General features: G+C 54.5%; 14 protein-coding genes and 1 tRNA gene. 5 read left to right on the top strand and 10 right to left on the bottom strand.

Annotated features, from left to right (window positions below; translation table 11 throughout):
* Positions 1 to 61: 61 nt before the first annotated feature.
* From BAQU_RS03140 to BAQU_RS03130, 3 genes are all read right to left on the bottom strand, one after another.
* On the bottom strand, positions 62 to 1,636 hold the full coding sequence (locus BAQU_RS03140) for an acyl-CoA carboxylase subunit beta (RefSeq protein ID WP_338022676.1): 1,575 nt from the start codon (positions 1,634 to 1,636) through the stop codon (positions 62 to 64).
* 197 nt (positions 1,637 to 1,833) lie between these two features.
* A complete protein-coding gene (locus BAQU_RS03135) occupies positions 1,834 to 3,789 on the bottom strand; it encodes an ATP-binding protein (RefSeq protein ID WP_094692594.1) in 1,956 nt (651 codons plus the stop codon).
* A 134-nt stretch (positions 3,790 to 3,923) separates the two neighbouring features.
* Positions 3,924 to 4,835 (bottom strand): biotin--[acetyl-CoA-carboxylase] ligase, encoded by a 912-nt coding sequence (locus tag BAQU_RS03130; protein ID WP_158215621.1) that lies wholly within the window; start codon positions 4,833 to 4,835, stop codon positions 3,924 to 3,926.
* A 284-nt stretch (positions 4,836 to 5,119) separates the two neighbouring features.
* Here BAQU_RS03130 and BAQU_RS03125 point away from each other — a divergent pair, with 284 nt between their 5' ends.
* The 5 genes from BAQU_RS03125 (at position 5,120) to BAQU_RS03100 (ending at position 10,966) form a co-directional block, all read left to right on the top strand.
* On the top strand, positions 5,120 to 5,686 hold the full coding sequence (locus tag BAQU_RS03125; protein ID WP_094692590.1) for a biotin transporter BioY: 567 nt from the start codon (positions 5,120 to 5,122) through the stop codon (positions 5,684 to 5,686).
* A gap of 217 nt (positions 5,687 to 5,903) precedes the next feature.
* Positions 5,904 to 6,608, top strand: a complete 705-nt coding sequence (locus BAQU_RS03120; protein ID WP_244568407.1) for an energy-coupling factor ABC transporter ATP-binding protein — start codon at positions 5,904 to 5,906, stop codon at positions 6,606 to 6,608.
* Positions 6,605 to 7,210: an energy-coupling factor transporter transmembrane component T family protein gene (locus BAQU_RS03115; protein WP_094692587.1), complete on the top strand. Its 606-nt coding sequence runs from the start codon at positions 6,605 to 6,607 to the stop codon at positions 7,208 to 7,210. The genes BAQU_RS03120 and BAQU_RS03115 overlap by 4 nt, the downstream gene beginning before the upstream one ends.
* 49 nt (positions 7,211 to 7,259) lie before the next feature.
* Positions 7,260 to 9,305 carry a DUF6020 family protein gene (locus tag BAQU_RS03105; RefSeq protein WP_158215620.1) on the top strand — a complete coding sequence of 682 codons (2,046 nt, stop codon included), beginning with the start codon at positions 7,260 to 7,262 and terminating at the stop codon, positions 9,303 to 9,305.
* A gap of 110 nt (positions 9,306 to 9,415) precedes the next feature.
* On the top strand, positions 9,416 to 10,966 hold the full coding sequence (locus BAQU_RS03100; protein ID WP_094692582.1) for a PucR family transcriptional regulator: 1,551 nt from the start codon (positions 9,416 to 9,418) through the stop codon (positions 10,964 to 10,966).
* 436 nt (positions 10,967 to 11,402) lie between these two features.
* Here the strand turns inward: BAQU_RS03100 and rplA are convergent, their stop codons facing one another.
* From rplA to BAQU_RS03060, 7 genes are all read right to left on the bottom strand, one after another.
* Positions 11,403 to 12,095 (bottom strand): 50S ribosomal protein L1, encoded by a 693-nt coding sequence (gene rplA / locus BAQU_RS03095; RefSeq protein WP_094692580.1) that lies wholly within the window; start codon positions 12,093 to 12,095, stop codon positions 11,403 to 11,405.
* Positions 12,096 to 12,158: 63 nt separating this feature from the next.
* A complete protein-coding gene (gene rplK / locus BAQU_RS03090) occupies positions 12,159 to 12,590 on the bottom strand; it encodes a 50S ribosomal protein L11 (protein ID WP_094692578.1) in 432 nt (143 codons plus the stop codon).
* A 229-nt stretch (positions 12,591 to 12,819) separates the two neighbouring features.
* Positions 12,820 to 15,999 (bottom strand): isopeptide-forming domain-containing protein, encoded by a 3,180-nt coding sequence (locus tag BAQU_RS03085; protein WP_211277094.1) that lies wholly within the window; start codon positions 15,997 to 15,999, stop codon positions 12,820 to 12,822.
* Between the two features lie 501 nt (positions 16,000 to 16,500).
* Entirely contained in the window at positions 16,501 to 17,451 is a 951-nt protein-coding gene (nusG, locus tag BAQU_RS03075) for a transcription termination/antitermination protein NusG (protein ID WP_169713253.1), read from the bottom strand.
* A 27-nt stretch (positions 17,452 to 17,478) separates the two neighbouring features.
* The gene (gene secE, locus BAQU_RS03070) at positions 17,479 to 17,709 is read right to left on the bottom strand and encodes a preprotein translocase subunit SecE (protein ID WP_094692575.1); all 231 of its coding nucleotides are present in this window, start codon (positions 17,707 to 17,709) and stop codon (positions 17,479 to 17,481) included.
* Positions 17,710 to 17,744: 35 nt separating this feature from the next.
* Positions 17,745 to 17,817 (bottom strand) — tRNA-Trp (locus BAQU_RS03065).
* Between the two features lie 183 nt (positions 17,818 to 18,000).
* Positions 18,001 to 19,215, bottom strand: coding sequence for a pyridoxal phosphate-dependent aminotransferase (locus BAQU_RS03060; RefSeq protein WP_094692574.1), 1,215 nt, complete (start codon positions 19,213 to 19,215; stop codon positions 18,001 to 18,003).
* Positions 19,216 to 19,348: the final 133 nt, after the last annotated feature.

Genomic DNA, 19,348 nt, shown 5'->3' with positions numbered 1-19,348 from the left:
TGCTGTCTGGGGTATTACTGGTTGAGATTACGATAAGAATCTTGCTGAAGTGCATTCGCGTCTATAATGGTTGATTTCCGTGATGCTTGTCGTTATGCGAGACGCGGCGCTTTGACGCGAGCATGGCTAACGACTCTTCGATGACCTCCCGTGTCTGTTCTGGATCGATCATTGCGTCTATCTCTCCCATCTCGAGCGAAAGATTGGCGTTCACCGTGCTGGCTTCGTATTCATCGGCCAACCTGCTGCGCAAAGCTTCGACATCCTGCCCTGCCTCCTTGGCTTTCTGCAGATCCTTGCGGTGAATGATATTGACGGCCCCTGTGGCCCCAAGCACGGCAATCTGCGATGTAGGCCATGCGAAGTTCATATCGGCACCTATGGATTTCGATCCCATGACGATATACGCGCCACCGAATGCCTTGCGCAGAATGACGGTGACCATCGGCACCTGTGCATTCGCATATGCATAGATGACCTTGGCACCGCGACGAATGATGCCCGCATGCTCCTGATCGCTGCCCGGCTTGTACCCGGGAACGTCAACGAGTGTGATGATCGGCAGATTGAAGGAATCACACAGACGGACAAAACGTGCGACCTTCTCGGATGCATCAACGTCGAGAATGCCTGCGCGCACATTCGGCTGATTGGCGACGATTCCAACCGGCTTGCCCGAGATGCAGGCGAAGCCCACTACAGCAGACTGAGCGAACAGTTCCTGCACCTGCACGAATTCGCCGTAATCGACGATGGCGCGAACCACTTCAAGCACATCATATGGCTGACGGTCATTCGTTGGCACGACGGTCTTCAGGCGCTTTGCGGCCTCTTGTTCTGCATGGCCGGATGCATAGGCATAGGTGGGAGCCTTCTCATCGCTGTTTGACGGCAGATAGGCAAGCACCGTGCGCGTGTAGTCAATGGCATCGGCCTCGTCCTCACCAAGATAGTGAGCAACGCCGGATGTTGCATTGTGCACGTAGCCACCGCCAAGCTCATCCATGCTGATCGTTTCACCGGTTGCGGCCTTCACCACGTCTGGACCGGTGACGAACATATTGGAGTTCTCTTTCGTCATGATGATCAAGTCGGTCAACGCGGGGCAATACACGGCTCCTCCGGCGCAGGGCCCAAGAATCACGGAAATCTGCGGAATAAATCCACTCGCCTGGCAGGTTTTGCGGAAGATATGCCCGTATTGGGTCAGCGCTGCCACGCCTTCCTGAATACGAGCGCCACCTGAGTCGATTAATGCGACAACAGGCACTTTCATCTGCATTGCCATGTCCATCAGGTGACAGATCTTGAGTCCCTCGGCCTGCCCAAGGGTGCCGCCACGCACGGAAAAGTCCTGCGCGTACACCCCTACCGTTCGGCCGTAAACCTTGCCAAAACCGGTCACTACGGCAGAACCAGCCTTGCCATTGTTGATATTGCCCCCTGAGAAGCGACCCATCTCTTCGAAGGTCTCGGTGTCAAACAACAGATCGAGACGTTCACGGGCCGTATGCTTGCCCTTGCCGTGCTGCCGCTTGCGCGCATTCGTTTCGGCTTCTCGTGCGAGCTGTGCCGCCTTGATGATGGCATCGCGAACGGGCTGCTTGATCTGAGCCTTCGCATCGCCATTCGAAATCTGCTCTACGGCAGCCTGGGCGGTTTCTCGCTTGACGGCTTCGACCTCGGCTGCCGCTGCTGCCTTGTCGGCCTTCTTCGCAGCAGTATCGCTCGGAGCATCGCTCACATTATCGCTCGAAATATCGCTCATTTCTGCGATTTTGCTTTTCGGCGTTCTGCGTAGGATTCGCTCTTCGATTGCGCTCACAATATCGGTCATGCTGCACCTCCCTGCTTGCCAACGTTTTCGGCGGAGTGAGCAAGCCGCGTTGCTGCTGAAGCAGATTCGCTATGCTCGGTATCGCCTTTCTGTTCCTTGTCTATATCAGAATTGCCCGTGTCGGACTTGCCAATATCAAGCTTGACCAGCGTCTCGCCGGGATCGACGCCATCGGCAACGCTGACCATGATCTTGGATACCACGCCCTTTGCCGGCGCATAGACGTAGTTTTCCATCTTCATGGATTCGAGCACGATCATCAGATCGCCCTTGTCGACTTTCTGCCCTTCCGCCACATTGATGCGGGTCACTACAGCCTGCATCGTGGCGACGATAATGCCCGCGCCTTGCTGGTTTTGACGGGCTGCTTGTTTGGTCACATCGTGCAAGCCCTGACCGCGCAATGGTTGCGTTGGTCTGCGAGCGCCGCGAGAACCCGCTGCTGCGGAACCCATTCCTGCGAACATGCCTTCTGGAAGCGCGAGCTTGACGCGCTTGTCGTCAACCTCGATGGTGAAGGTTTCGACGCTGGTGCGATCCTTGCCCTCTGCATCGTCGCCACCGGCTTCCGGTGCGGTCATCGATGCGGGCTGACCGGTCGTTGTGGTCTTCGGCTCGACGTTCAGATAGTTGCGTTCAAGCCACTTGGTGGTCACATCGAAACTGTGATCTTCCGCTGTGAATTCAGGATTGGTGAAGATTTTCTGGAACAGGGTTGCCGGAGTCGGCACGCCTTCGATGCTCATTTCTCGCAATGCGCGGCGCACGCGAGCGACTGCGCTCAAGCGGTCCTGAGCGGAGATGATGACCTTGCCCATCATCGAATCGTCCTTTGGTGAGACGGTATCGCCCACCTCAACGCCAGAATCGATGCGGATGCCCGGGCCGGTCGGCCATGTGATGGCTTCGAGCGTGCCGGAGCTCGGTGTCAGATTCGTTGCCGGATCCTCGCTGGTGATACGCAGCTCGAAGCTGTGTCCGCGGGGTTCGGGAGCCTTGGTCAGTGAAGCACCGTCAGCGATGTCAAGCTGCTCACGAACCAGATCGAGGCCGCACACCTGTTCGCTCACCGTGTGTTCGACCTGCAGGCGCGGGTTCACTTCCATGAAGTAGACCTTGCCCCTGCTGACCAGGAATTCGCAGGTGCCCAGACCAACGTAGCCGGCCGTTTCGAAGAGACGGTGCGAGAAGCCTTCGAGCTGGGCGATGACGTCGCCGCTCAGGAACGGTGCAGGAGCCTCTTCGACCAGCTTCTGGTTTCTGCGCTGCACCGAGCAGTCGCGTGTCGAATACACGGTGAAGTTGCCGTGAGCATCGCGACCGGACTGGGTCTCGACATGGCGTGCCTTGTCGACGAACTTCTCAATGAAGTAATCACCCAGATCGCCTCCCTGAAGTGCATCATGGTTCATGAAGAAGGCACGCAGCTCATCATCGTTGTGGATGGGGGTGATGCCGCGGCCACCACCGCCATCCGCCTTCTTCATCATGACCGGATAGCCGTTCTGGTTTGCGAAGTCCAGCAGCACGCGCATGTCGCTGACCGGCTCTGCAATGCCAGGAACGACTGGAACCTTCGCACGCTGTGCCACCTTGCACGCCGTGATCTTGTCGCCGAGCTCTTGCAACACGTGCGGTGATGGGCCGACCCAGGTGATACCTGCATCGATGACCTTTTTTGCGAATGTTGGGAATTCTGAAAGGAAGCCATACCCCGGGTGCAAGGCATCGGCGCCAGCACGCTTGGCCACATCGACGATCAGATCCTCGTTCAGATAGGTCTGCAGATTGGTGTCGCCCGGCAACAGATAAGCCTCGTCTGCCATCTGTGTGTATGGCGCATTGCGGTCCTGCTCTGCATAGACTGCTACCGTTTCGATCCCCATCTCCTGCGCGGTTCGCACAACACGAAGGGCGATCTCACCGCGATTCGCGATCAACAGCTTCTTCATAGCATCCTTTCTTCGCTGCCTGTACAGCTGTACAAACTTTTTCATCCTGATGATTCGCCGCAATGGTGTGACTCATGGAAAAACCTGAACGTTGCACAACATTGCTGCCCTCTGCCTCGTGCGCATCTCATCGCTTAAAGACCCACATCGGGAAGCACCCCGACATCGGCAGTGGTTACCTTCTGCTGACTGCCATCGTGGCGCAGAATGGTGAGAGAGGCATCATCGTTGATCGAAAGCGCCCGACCGATCAGTTGCTTGTCTCCTGCCAAATGTGCCTGAACCTGCTTGCCAAGAGTCCAACTCATCTGCCTGACGCGTTCCAACAGCTTGGGAACCGCAATCGCCGGATCCGCCATAAACACGCTGAATTCCTTGCGTAGATGCTGCGTGGTGGCGCAGACCAGCTCATCGCGAAGTTCGGCATATGCAGGTAAAGGGCCAAATTGCAATTGCAGCGATGTCGACATGTCAATTGGCAACTCTTCTTTCGCAACGAAAAGATTCATGCCTATACCGATGATCAGGACTGCTGATTCCTCGTTGCAGGGAACCATCTCGCAAAGGATTCCTGCCAGCTTGTGCCCTTCACAGAACACATCGTTCGGCCATTTCAGCTTGAGTTGGCTGTCTGGGTTCATGGCATGAAGGTCATGTGCTCGCAACACCTCATTGACGGCATCTACCAGAGCAAGACCGCAGATAGTGGTGAGCCATCCCGAATACCTGGAATCAAGAAGATTACGGCCGACTGGAACCGCCCAGGAACTTAAGAGCGACTCCCCAGGTTGATTGAACCAGCTTCTGCCCTGACGGCCGCGGCATTTGGTCTGCATATCCGATATCGCAATGCTGATGGGCAACGCTTCCGGTATCTTTTCGGTTGTTGGATCAAGAGTCGCAGTTCTGGCAGCATCCTTGTCGGGCTGTTCGAACAGGTGCCTGACACATTGCCTCGCATCGGCATATTCGCTTGCTGCGATTGCACGAGCGATCAACGAATTGGTCGAATCAACGGTGTCGAGGACTTTTACGGTTGATGCCACTTCCTCTGTCTCAGGGGCCGAAGCTGGCCAGATACAGTCTTGATAGGGCATGTTTTCCAACGTATCAACTGACCATGGGGTAGCAACAGTCCTGAGGCTACAAATCGAGAGACGGGATTTTGTATGATTCCACAAAAATCTAGAGAGTGCCCAAATCTAGGATGATGAACAATCAGCTGCGGAAATGTTGGTTTTCCAGAGCTGGAAGGCTCGGTTGAGCCAGTAATCCGCTAAGTGGCCACAGGACTCCACGAGGCATCCATGAAACAGGAGAACAAAGAATTTTGAATACATCAGCAAAGGAACACACACGTATTTTTGATAACAGAAGCCTGGCAAAGGTCGCAGTATTCGCCGCTTTGATTTCCGTATTGAGCTTCATCAGGATTGCAGTTGGACCCGTTCCGATCAGCCTGGAGAATCTGGCGGTCATGCTGGCAGGAGTCGTTCTTGGACCATGGCTTGGCGCATTGTCGGTTATTTTGCTGCTTGCACTGACTGCGCTCGGACTGCCCCTTCTTGGCGGCAATGGCGGTTTGGCACTCTTCGTCAGTCCTACTGCAGGGTATCTGCTCGGATTCGTCATTGGAGCATTCGTTATCGGTCTTATCTCGCATAGTGGGAAAGGTTTCAACATTTGGAAAACCGCTCTCGCCTGTCTTGTTGGCGGCATGCTGATTCCGTATATCTTTGGCATTCCAGTCACAGCACTCGTCATCGATCAGCCGATACGAACCGCCGCCTATAGCGCACTCGTCTTCATTCCAGGCGATATCATGAAGATCGTGGTCGCAACGCTCGTCACTTCTGCACTCTGGAAGGCATATCCGGCGGCTTTCGCACAGAAATAGCGACTCAACATTCGAGAATAATTTTTTTGTTGCCTATTTTCAGAATTTCTCGGGTATTGAGCGATTTTCGCACCGTCGTTTCAACGTTTTCACGTATTGATTTTACAGTCAGGCAACAAAATAATGTGCTCACGAACAAAACTCAATACGAAGGCATGCTACGATGACAACTCCTCACAAAAGCCAACAAAATGACATATATATTCACACCACTCGCTTGAACTATTCGATTAACCAGCGATTGATTCTCAATAATGTCTCGTGCGAGCTGAGCGCAAAAAGCATTGCGATACTGGGAACGAACGGATCGGGAAAATCGACCTTCCTTCGCCTGATAGACGGTCTGGAACGCAGAACATCGGGAGATTTGCAGGTGCTGGGACTTGATCCATCGCGCAAAGCCAAGGAGCTCCACCATAGAATCGGCTTCGTATTTACCAATCCCGATACCCAGATCATCATGCCAACCGTTGCCGAAGATGTGGCCTTTTCACTGCATGGTGCAGTGATGAGCAAGCAAGAGAAGACCGAACGAGTGAAAGAGCAGCTCGCAGATTTTCATCTCTCGCAATTCGCCAATCAGCCGGCGCATTCGCTGTCTGGCGGACAGAAGCAAATGCTCGCATTGGCAGGAATTCTGATACGAGACCCGCAATTACTGCTCGCCGATGAACCGACGACCATGCTCGACCTTCCCAACGCAGAGCGCATATCACACGTTTTGCTCGGCAACCACAGCCGGCCGGTAATCATTGCCACACATGATCTTGAGCTCGCCTCCCATTGTGAGCTTGCCATGCATTTCCACGACGGTCAGATTGTCGAAATCGCAGAAAGCGGCAAGGTGATTGAAGATTATCGAAGATACTGCTCACAAATCAGTGCCAGCATACCGAGCACAGGGCTGGGTTACAGCGCATGATCGCCATGTATGTTCCCGGCCACAGTCTTCTGCACCGCTGCCCCGCCGGTTGGAAACTTCTTGCGCTTTTCGCCACCGGTGCAGTCCTCGCCTACCCTGATCTGCCGGTATGGATCACGGGATTGCTGGCAACGGCATGCGTGCTGCTCTATTGCTTCAGCGAACTCGGCTTACGCATATGTTTCAGGCAGTTGTGGACCTCTCGCTGGATTATCACATTCACCTTCGTGGCTCAGGTCTGGTTCAAGCCAATGCAGGAGACGGCCGTCATCACCTTGCGCATCACCGCAATAGTGCTGTTCGCCGCATTGATAACGCTAACCACGCCACTTTCCGAGATTTTCGCAAATGTAGTGCGAATGCTGCACCCATTTCAGCGTTTTGGTGTGGATACCGACCGCATAGGCATTGCAGTTTCCTTGGGAATCAGTGTGATTCCCATTATCTCGGCATCAATGAAAACCGTCCATGAAGCGAGTCAGGCCCGAGGTGTGCATACCGGAATACTCCTCGGAATTCAGGCATGGGCAGTTCCTCTGATGGTGCTGGTGCTTAAGCAAGCCGATGAACTTGCCGATTCGTTGGATGCCAGAGGAATCTAATGCTGAGCGCAGGACTCTGCAGTCAGGCCAGGTACTACAATCGTGGACGATGAGTAACTCACACCATGATTTAAAATCACATTCTCGTTCCATTCTGAGCACCCTCCGCTGGGTTTGCATAACGCTGGTCTGCATGTGGATTGCACTGTGCACCTCAGTGGGGCCAATCTACAGGGCAAATGCTTCAATCGCATCATATTCGTGGACGAATGCTCTGATTTTCATCACAGCCTTTGGCGTAACCTTAGGGATCATCATCGTTGCTGTTCACTGGACTCGCGCATGTCAAGGCGACGCGAATCGTTCCAGCGTGGCAGCCGAAGGCCACTCCTCTTTCCGCTCAACACCGATATCACGGCTGCGGGCACTATTACTCCGTCATCTACTCCGTCATCGTTCAATTCGCATAATGCTTCATGCCATATCACGAGGATGGTCAAGGCTTGCACCATGGATCATGCGCCTGACATCAAGCCGCCGACGTCTCTTCCTCGTTTTCGCAATCGGCTGGCTGTGGGCCTATGTGACCTTACTCGCAGCGTATGGCGCTGACATCCATTCGCAAATCAATGAATTCAATCTCTGGTGGGCGAATCTGCGCGGCATGAAGTTGCCCTATCTTGATGGCTTCACGCAAATGGATATCTATCCGACGGCACACTACCTGTGGCCAAAGAATCCGACCTATCTCACCGATCAACACAATTATTTGCTCACCCTGTTCTACGGCGCCGTTGTTGCAGCATTTCGCAAGCTGAGTGGATCAGACGATGCCGGAATCGTTGCTCTAGCAGGACTGCAAATGCTCTTCGCAGCATTCTGCTGTTCCTCAACGGCGAATCGATTCTTTAATTATGGAGTACGACAAGCCAGCACACAGACACAGGCACAGGCGCAACCGCATAAGGGAATGAAGGACACATTTGCATACGGGTCATCGCGATTGTATGCGTCGGCAGGTCCGCGTCTTGCCATCATCGCGCTCTTCCTGCTGACGCCAATCAGCGTTTTCAGCACAATCTCAATAACCAAGTCACCCGCATTCGCATATTCCTTCGTATGGTGGATTGGCATCCTCTATACTCTCTATCGCAGGAATCCATTACGCCATACACTGCACGGCAAAGATTTCAATACCACCGTTTCTCACAGCGACGACTCGTCATCGCCAACTGTACGAATACCTCGTTCTCTCAAGATTGAATTGGCAGCCAGCTCACTCCTGATGCTTGGAACAGTGAAATATGGCGTGTATATCATTGTTGTTCAGCTCATTCTCTCGCTTCTTTCCGACCGCAGGCATTGGAGGAGTTACGTGCTCTGCATGTTGATTCCCGTCATTGCATTTGAAGGATTGCTGATGAGTCTCATCGCTGCCGGTGCTGTGATTCAGGGCGATCCCATCGAAGCCAAAGGCATTCAATTGCAACAGATCGCCCGCGTTGCTGAACGGGACCCTGCAAACATTCCTGCTCAGGCGCGCAGGCAGCTCGAACCCATCCTGGATCTTGACACCATGGCCTTGCGATACAACCCGAACGATGCCGATCCGGTGAAATCATCTGGCGGAGAAGACAAGCTCACCGTATACAAATGGCGAACGGTCACTGCAGCGGATATGACCCAGTTCAACAGTGCATGGCTCTCCATCGGCTTGAAGAATCCTGTGCTGTACATTGATGCCTTCATGGCGGAATGCTACGGATACTTCGATGTGACAGATGTGCCCTATGTTTCGATGAACTACTACGTCAACAACGGATATGTTCAGGATTCAAGCACATGGATCAAGAATTGGTTGCACGTGTGGCGCGACAAGGTCGCCGGTTTCGCCTTTGCATGGGGCAGAACTCCGGTACTTGGCTGGCTGACCAATGGAAACTTCTGGCTGGTGCTCTCACTGCTGCTCATCTGTATTGAATTCGCACTCAAACGATTCCGCGCTCTCTCATACCACACCACGCTGCTGGTGCTGATGGGCGTGATGGTATTTGCCCCGGCCAATAATTATGACCGTCATATTCTTCCCCTGGTCTTTGTCTTCGGCTTCCTGGCGCTTGCCTTTGTGAAAGACACACAGGAGTTAGCAACTTAGGCAAGGCGGTGCAAGTTCTCACCTGCTGACGACTGCGCGAGATGACAGACTTGGTGTGAAAACCACCGAAACAGCTTTGCGCATCAGCCAAACTCGCTAAGCTGGGCACTATGAGTAGGCCAAAATCATCACATTCCGGCGGAAATGCCTTGGCGAAGGTCGCTCGCGACGCCGCTGCACTGTTCAACCCCGACTTGCGTAAATCGGGGCAGCGCAGTGCTGAGGATGACGCGCACAGATCGAAGAAATCCTCGAGTTCAGCGAGTATCAGCGTCAAGGGCACCGCGGCCGGGGGCAAGCGCACGGACGTTGATACCGCAGCAATGCAACAGACCGAGGACACGCCGTTTCCCGGTATGAATGCCGTCACCGTTGCAGATGATGCACAGAAGGCTGAAGAGGCAGCCAATGGCCTCCGGCTCAAAACGAAGCATGATGCACGGCCCAAGTTGCCCAAAGACGTTGAACAGGCACTCAGCAAAGCTTTAGGTCACCTCGATCATGATCTGGACTGGTACAAGAATCTGAGCGCTACCGACAAGAATCTTCTGACGCTGATCATCAGAACGGCTGTCGCGGATTTCATTGCCTGGATGACGCAATACCGTAAATCTCCTGATTCAGCAACCGGACCACGGCCATCGACCGATCACATCTTCTTTGTCGCGCCACTCGAATTCACCAAGGCAATCAGCCTGCATCAGGCACTGGAGGTGACGCGTTTCATCGTCGATATTCTTGAGCGCAATGTCGAAGACTTCGCCGAGAAAGGCAATGAACAGGAAATTCGCAATGGCATGCTCTATTACGCCCGGGAAGTTGCCTTCTCTGCAGCATCGGTCTACGCAACATCCGCCGAGGCGCGTGGCGATTGGGACGCTCGCATAGAAACGCTCACGATCGAGGATCTGATCGATGGCGTAATTGATCATCAGGTCGTGGCTCGCATGAGTATGCTGGGCTGGCCTGTGGACTACCACTGTTTCGCCATAATCGGACGACTGGCCGATACCACCGAGATGGGTTCCGGCATCACGCAGCGGCGCATGCGCAGCCTGATTCGAGGTCATGGCGCGGAATGCATGATGTCAAGCCATAACGAAATGCTCATTACACTCATCGATCCTCGAGGCCATGGATCACCGGAAGAACTCTGCGAACCGCTGCTTCGTTATTTCGATGACAGTCCAGTATGCCTGGGACCGCTTCGCTCCCATATCGAAGGTGCATCGCAGACCATCAGAGCTTCACTGAATACCGTTGCAGCCACGCCGGCACTTGTCCGCATGGATATGGCACATGGCATTCCGCGCCCATTGCGCGCCGATGATGCATTGCCCGAACGCGCGCTCTTCGGCGATGATGAAGCCAGAGATGAACTGTATACCAGCATCTACAAGACCCTGCGTGGCGACGATCTTGAGAATCCCTTGCTCAACACCTTACAGACATTCCTGCTTTCAGGGAGTTCGCTTGAGATCACAGCTCGCGAACTCAATGTGCACCCCAACACCGTGCGCTATCGCCTCAAGCGCTCCATCGAAATCACCGGTTGGGATCCGATGAATCCTCGCGAGGCCTATGTCCTGCTCACCGCCGTAAAGATCGGCCTTATCATGGACGCGCGCAACGCTGACACCTCACACACCTCTCAAGAGTAAATACACTGCCTCTTTCGAAGACCGATTGGTGTGAGAGCGTTAATTGTGAACTTGGAAAAGTAGACAAGCCTTCAGCGGACCGATATCACACCATTGTGGGCGAAAAATGGCCCTGTTGAGGGCCTCTATACTTTGAAGAGTTCACAATAAGCGAAGCATCCAGCATGGTGGGGCTAAGGCTTCAAGGTTTTGCATATTTCTTGTGGGGATGTTGACATACCGCTTGCACTTTACGTGTCCGTTGATGGGCAAGCACAGCACAATCAGACGACAACCAATGAGCTCAGCACACTTCCCGCGAAAGTGCAACTCATAACAAGTATCAAGGGCCTCTTCCAAGGAATGTCCGCGCTGTATCAGACCCGTAACACACTGATGCCCAGCGGATTGGCGCTGAGCATCAGAGTTACGAATACTGTTTACGAATTGCTGCCTATCACGACAGGATTGCTGGATCCAGAGGAATTCCTGGGCCCATCGTTGAGGTTATGGTGGCCTTGGTGATGTAGCGACCCTTGACAGTGCTTGGCTTCAGGCGCTTGACTTCATCGGCAACGGCCTTGAAGTTCTCGTCCAAATCGCCTTCGGCGAAGGAAAGCTTGCCAACCAGGAAGCTCAGGTTGCCGTGCTTGTCAACACGGAACTCAATCTTGCCGCCCTTGATGTCGGAAACAGCCTTGGCTACATCCATGGTGACGGTACCAGTCTTTGGGTTTGGCATCAGACCACGAGGTCCGAGCACACGACCGAGACGACCGACCTTGCCCATCATGTCTGGGGTTGCAACAACTGCATCGAAATCGAGGTATCCATCGGAAACCTTGGCGATCAGCTCGTCATCCCCAACTTCATCGGCTCCAGCTTCGGTTGCTGCAGTGGCCTGAGGGCCACGAGCGAAAACGATGACCTTGGCGGTCTTGCCGGTTCCATGAGGAAGGTTAACGGTTCCACGAACCAACTGGTCGGCCTTGCGGGGATCGACGCTGAGACGGTACACAGCCTCGACGGTCTCGTCAAAGCCGCGCTTTGGCAGGCTCTTCAGCAGAGCAATTGCCTCGTTGGCAGTGTAGAGATTATTGCGATCGACCTTTTCGGCCGCCTCGCGGTATTTTTTAGAACGCTTTGCCATCTGCTTCTCCTATTCAGCAGTCGCGGTGCGGGCTAGCGCGGCCCTACCGCTTAAACGAATGTTTCAGTCGGTGACCGTGATGCCCATTGAGCGTGCGGAACCTTCAATGATCTTCATTCCAGCTTCAACATCGCGAGCCGAGAGATCAGCCATCTTGGTTTCTGCAATTTCGCGAACCTGTGCCTTGGTAACCGAGCCGACCTTGGTCGTCAAAGGATTTGCAGCGCCTTTGTCAACACCTGCAGCCTTGCGAAGCAAGTCAGCAGCCGGTGGGGTCTTGAGCACGAAGGTGAAGGTACGATCCTCGAAGACGGTGATTTCGACAGGAACAACCTGACCCATCTTGTCTTTGGTGGCATCGTTGTATGCCTTGCAGAAGTCCATGATGTTCACACCATGTGAACCCAGTGCTGGGCCCAGCGGTGGAGCAGGATTGGCTTTGCCGGCCTGAATCTCGAGCTTGATAAGCGCAGAGACTTTCTTCTTAGGAGCCATATTCCGGTTCTTCTTTCTGTAAAGCGGTTCTGACGGAACGATCAGGTTCCTCCCGCAACTTACCTGTATTTCTTGCTGAGCCGATAGAGCTCAGAGCAACTTTCTCATTATGCACGAAGTCACGGACAATTCAGTCCAGCGTCCTTCCTCCCCCTGTCATCTCGAGCGGAGGCGAAGCCGTAGTCGAGAGATGACAAGGAAAGAACGCTCGAGATGACGGGGGACGCCTTCAGATAATGTTGGCAGTGGCCTCGGCGCAGTGAGCCAGATAATACGGTCGGATCGCAAGCATAGCAACCGCGCCCGCGAACAGCAGAAGGAGCGCGATGCCCACCCCACCCGTGTAGGGCAAACTCGCAAGACCCACCGGCGGATCAGCCACCACCACCGTATGCCCATCCTGACTCACATACACGAGCGGCGTGCCAGCAGTACGATACGAAACAAGCTCGATCCCACTCGCGTCCACATTCCACACCGGCACCGTCTCGACCGTGAACCCCGGAACCTTGAAATAACCCGACGGGGCAGCCATCTCCTCAAACACCAACCCGCCAGCAGCCACACCCCGCAAGGCGAGCCTGCCATCCCCACCCGTGACAAGCGTGGTCGTCACCAACACGTCACTCGGCACGGCCTTGCGATACACTCCACCACCCAAGTCCACGAACGAGAGCGCCACCCCATGCCGCTTCACCACGAACCCAGCATCAGCCAACGGACTCGTCGCATCATCCATCGCCACCTTCACCACATCCACCCCGAAAGTGTACACATCCGCCGACACCGTCAACCCCTCCGTGCCACCCGCAGCCATGGAACGCGTCAGAGTCGCCTCGTTCAGATTCGAATGCACGCCACCACCACCCGGCATACTCACCAACGCATCCACATTCACCGTAGCCTCATAACGAACCCGAACCAGGGAACCAGCCGGCACCGTCGCCCTGTTCGCCACATGACCACCCGAATCCGTGGCGAACAAGGCCTTCAACCCGCTCACCGTCAACGACTTGTCGGCCACCACAATCGACGAGGACGACAACCTCCCCGTCACATCCACATCCGGGGAGGCGACGCCACTGTCGGGATCCACATCCATCAACACCCGCACCGAACCAGCAGCAGGCAATGTCAGACCGTTGGTCGCCACATCATCAATCTCGAACTCATACGCGTCATACGTCACACCAGAGAAGCCGACCAAGTCAGGCACCGTGAGCGCGACCTCATACTCCACAGAAGCTCCCATATCGAAACCCTGCAACCCATTGTTCACCACCCGCTTCGACACACCCACCACACTCGTCTTCAACACCGCCCTGCCCAACTGCGGCTTACCATGAACACCCGCATCCGGGAAATCAACCATCAACCCATCCTCACCCACCCCCTCGTTAAACGCCTTCGACCCCACGATAATCGGCAAACTCGCACCACTCGAATCCACAATCAGATACAAGCCAGGCCCCGACACCGACAACACAAACGTCCCACCCGAAGAGAACGTACCCGCAGGAAGACTCCCCGCCACCGACAAACCACCCGTGTTCGCAGCCAACCCTTGCGCAAACAACTGCAAACTCCCCGCATACGGACTCGACGCCGACGACGTATCACCCGACAACGGATCAGACGGATACCCAAGCCAACGAGCCGCCACCCAACCAACAGGATTATCCACATCAACACCCGAACCACCAGCAGCCACCGCCGCAGCCAACACCGACGCTTTCACCGGGTCAGCAGGAGTCGCCAGTCTTACACTCTGCAACGCACCCGTCTGATCAAACACAGTCTCGTCATAATCACCAATCCGATACGCCATCAACCCACCAGACGAAACACCCGACACCTCAATCCCATACGACGGCGGAGACGCTATCTTCAGAGCGCACGTACCAGCAGCATTCTTAGTCACCACACCCCGCACCGGCTCCGTCGCACGATTCGACCAACCCACCGAATCCGAACCATCCTGCTGACCCCACGCATAGAAGTCATACTCCCTGCCCGACACCAACGTCGCACACGGCACCACCATATTGCCATCAGACCCCGCAGCAGCATCATAATTCGTCCGACCCGAAGCCACCACAACACCCGAATCATCCTCAGGATCCACAATCTTCCACCCCAAACCAGAAGGAGCCTCCAAATCAGCAACACCCTCCAAATCCGTCACCCTCCACACCCCACCAGACTCAGCAAGATACGGCTTCTTCGACAGACTCACCCGCTTACCCTCATCCACAAACGTCAACCGCAACGAATCAGGCTGTGCGCTATTTGGCGCATTCAACACTTGGGACTGGTCACCACTATGCGCCGACAACAACAAACCATCAAGACCCAAACGAAAAGCAGGACGCAACCCTTGATCGGATTCGTACGAATCCCAAGTGAACGGTATACCTTTGCTTTGCACATTGAATACAGGGCCTGCGATGTTCCAACGAGCAGTGCGCAGCCAAGAGCCCGAAACACCATTAGCACAAGTGTTTGAAGGGCAAGCGAGATTAGAGTCGGGAACGTTATCCAACCAGCCGTTTGTTGCACCGGCATACTGGTTCAAATCACCAACAGACAACGGAAACACCATGTAATCGTTCACCGAATTAGTTTGCTGCGTATAACTACCAGAATTGCACCCTTGGGTCGCTTGGGCTGTGCACACACCCTCCACGAGAGCTACACGCAACAGACCCTGCTCAAAGGATGAATAATTTGTAGCACCCGCCACATCAGACACCAGAGCCAACTGCGACTTATAGCCCGTCGAGTCAAAAGAATTGCACGTATATCCACCAGGGCATGTATATGCAGTCACCGTAGAAAACGCAAAGCCAACAGTCACCACATTATCAGCCCACAACAACGCCTCATCCGCAGCAACCGACGTCGTCGCCGATTTCACAATATTACTATCACCCTCCCGATCACTGAAGGAATTGGCATTCGCCACACTCTCCACAGGGCCCTTCGCCAACGTCTTGTATCCACCAGACACGCTCGCCGTCCCCGTCAAAGGCGAGTGTTGAGACAAGACACCAGATTTCCCGAACACAATCCGCCGCGTGTTCGCCCAACCATCCTTGGCAACACCCGGCGTCGCAGCATCCGCATCAATCACCGGAGTTGCACCCGCACTCAGCGTACTGAAATAGCCATCGGGACCATAGCCAGCCGGCTCGTCCGCAGTCGCCCGCTCAGCCGGCGACACCGCCAACAACCCCGACAGCAACACCACCACCGACAGCAGCAAAGCCGATACAGCTACCCCCCCCCCGCGACGGGCGGATGGTAACAGAGCTGCCGTGGAACGACCGGAACAACGACGCGCCAGACGACCGGCGACAGAACCAAACAAACGAGAGACAAGCATCAGCACTCCATCCACGACAGTCAACCAGCGCGGCCTCCACCAGAAACGGCAGGAACAACCACGCATCCATACAATATGTTCAACATCATACATGACGACTATGTTCAATGCACATCAACCGCTATCTCATTACGTCAGGGAAGGAGAGATCCCACCACCATCCACAGGATGCCAACAGATGAAATCTCTCGACTACGGCTTCGCCTTCGCTCGAGATGACAAGGGAGTGGCAGCCCGCCCAAGATGGCAAGGAGGAGATAGCCTCTGCTCGAGACAACAGGGAAGAAAAACACTCGAGACGACTAGGAATGGGTACTCGAGACGATAGGACTGGTAACAGTCAAGAACAGGTGGAACCGTACACATCAAAGCACGTACTGTTCCACGCCACTGAAGCTATACCCAACGATTCCGCTTCTTTCAACGCAACCATATTGAAAGCGGCGGCGAAATCAGCTCGGAAAAAGGAATGGGCACAAGCCTAGCGACTTGCACCCATTCAATGAAACATATTGATATTGCGAATCAGGAAATCTTCTCGACTTGTTCGAAGCTGAGTTCGACCGGCGTGTCACGACCGAAGATGGAGACCAACACCGTAAGCTTCTGAGTGGCTGGCTCGACTTCGGAGACAACCGCAGGCATAGTTGCGAATGGTCCTTCGGTGACGGTCACCTGATCGCCAGCCGCGAAGGAAACCTCGACCTTGCGCTTCTTGGCTGCCGCAGGCTTGTCGCCAGACTCCTTGAGGGCCTCAGATGCAATCATCGGAGCCATCATGTTGACGACCTCTTTGCGTGACAATGGCGCAGGTTCACGCGACGGACCAACAAAGCCGGTGACTGCCTCGGTTTCGCGAACAATACGACGCGCATCCTCGTCTGGCCACATACGAATGAGCACATATCCTGGAATACGGACGCGAGTAATGACTTTCTTACCCTTGTCGGTGTGCTTCTCAACCTCTTCCATGGGAATCTCGACCTGAAAGATTCTGTCTTCCAGACCGAAGGAAGTCACTCTGGATTCGATGTTGGCCTTGACGCGCTTCTCATAGCCGGAATACGTATGCAAGACGTACCACTTGCCTTCGAGCGTGCGCAGTTGCTTGGAAAAAGCCTTTACAGCCCGCTCCCCTGCGTCTCCCTCTTCTTCTGCCTGTTCAGCATCGGACTCATGCTCAGCGTCCGATTCGGAAGAATCCTCGGAAGAATCTTCAGCAGGTTCAGCACCCACGGCATGTGCGGAAGACATTGAATCAGATTCCGCTTCGACATGATTATCGTCGCCTGTTGTCTCGCCTGTTGTGTTGGGAAGCTCATCGACCTGCTCATGAGGCTGATCGGTAGAAACTGCTGGATCCCCTTCCAACGGTTCCTTATCGGTAGCAAGACCGTTCTCGAATTGCTGCGCGTCGTTCAACGCCTCATCGGCAACTGGAGCCTCGTTATCGATGTTTTCTTGTTCATCAGTCATTCAAATATCACCTTTATGAGATTTATCTCAGCCGAATACCAAAAGCACGAGCTTACCAAGCCCTATATCCATAACAGTCACGAACACCATGAGAATCAGAACGAAGATGAACACTGCAACGGACCACAGCAACAAATCCTTGCGTGTTGGTGTTACGACCTTACGCAGTTCATCAATGATCTGCTTGATGAACTGACCGATGCGCATGAAGAAGTTGGGCTTTGGGTCCTTATCTCCAGACCGTTGTGACTTCGCCATATCCGTCCTTCGTTCGCAATTATTGACTTACTTTGCAGGGAAGGCGGGACTCGAACCCACAACCTACGGTTTTGGAGACCGTTGCGCTACCAATTGCGCCACTTCCCTAAGTGAACTTTGCCCATACTACTCACCTCACTGGAGATTTTCGTCTCATTGGGCAAAACCGCCAAATCGACAGTTTAGCGTTCAAAATGCATTTCGTCCACTTGACGGCACACCCAGCGCGAAGTTTCGTGGATTATGCGTCTCAGACTCACCACAGATCCAGCGCCGGCACAGACCACAACATCAGGCTTCAACCCAGGCCTTGAAACGCCGTATGCCTTCAATCAGGTCCTTGTCGTCAAGGGCGTAGGAGAAGCGCAGATACCCCTCTGCGCCAAATGCCTCGCCCGGAACCGCGGCAATATGCGCCTCTTCAAGCAGCAAGGCGGCCAATTCGGCAGACGTATACGCAACGCTCGAATGCTGTCCGTGTGGCTTGTTCAGCAAGCCCGTCACATTGCAGAACGCATAGAAAGCGCCAGTTGGATTGGGGCAGAATACATCGGGAATCTCGTTCAGCATGGCTTCTATATGCTGGCGACGAATGTCAAATGCCGAACGCATGTGAGCCACGGCACTCAAATCGCCCGAGACTGCTGCCAACGCCGCGCGCTGGCTCACATCCGACACATTGGAGCTTAGGTGCCCCTGAAGCTTGGAGACCGCCTGTGCAAAGAACCGAGGCGCAATGAGCCAGCCGACTCGCCAACCGGTCATGGCAAAGGTCTTGGCAACGCCGTTGAGGACGATGAGCTGTTCGCGGCATTCGGGGACTTCTGCACCTATGTAGCTTGTCACCGTGTTGTCATAGGTCAAATGCTCATATATTTCGTCTGAAAGAATCCAAATGTGATGTTCGATCGCCCAGTGCGCTATGTCGCGGATTGTCTTCGCATCCCACACAGAACCGCAAGGATTGGATGGCGAATTGACGATGATCGCCTTGGTCCTCTCAGAGCGAGCGGCATCAAGCTGTGCAACCGTTGGTATGAAGCCCTGATCGACCGATGCAAGAACACTGATGGGCTTGCCGCCCGCGAGCTTGACCATCTCGGGGTAGCTCGTCCAATACGGAGCAGGAACGATCACCTCATCGCCGGGATCAATCAGAACCTGGAGTGTCTCATATACCGCCTGTTTCCCACCATTGGTCACCACTACCTGCGCAGGATCGACGGCATATCCCGAATCACGTTCGGTTTTCCTGGCGATGGCCGCTCGCAGCTCGGGAAGACCCGCGGTCGGCGTATATCGATGATTTTTCGGATCCTGACATGCCGCGACGGCGGCATCAACGATGTATCCTGGGGTCGGAAAATTCGGTTCGCCCGCACCAAAGCCGATGATGTCGATTCCCTCGGCCTTCATTGTCTTTGCCTTGGTATCAACGGCCAAAGTTGCGCTGGGCGCCACCTGCTGAATACGATTGCTCAAAGTTTGCCATGCTTGTGCGGTCATGCCTCACACTGTAGCCCGCTGACTAGAAATCCACAGTTTCCCTGTTTGATCTCACCATGACCTTTGGCAACGATGCCTCCCCCCGTCATCCCGAGCGGAGCGTAGCGAAGTCGAGGGATGACGAGGAGGAGGA

The organism is Bifidobacterium aquikefiri, from assembly GCF_002259795.1.
In the GTDB taxonomy this organism is placed as follows: domain Bacteria; phylum Actinomycetota; class Actinomycetes; order Actinomycetales; family Bifidobacteriaceae; genus Bombiscardovia; species Bombiscardovia aquikefiri.
Note: the sequence above shows the minus strand (reverse complement) of the source record. Positions and strands in the feature narration are given on the sequence as shown.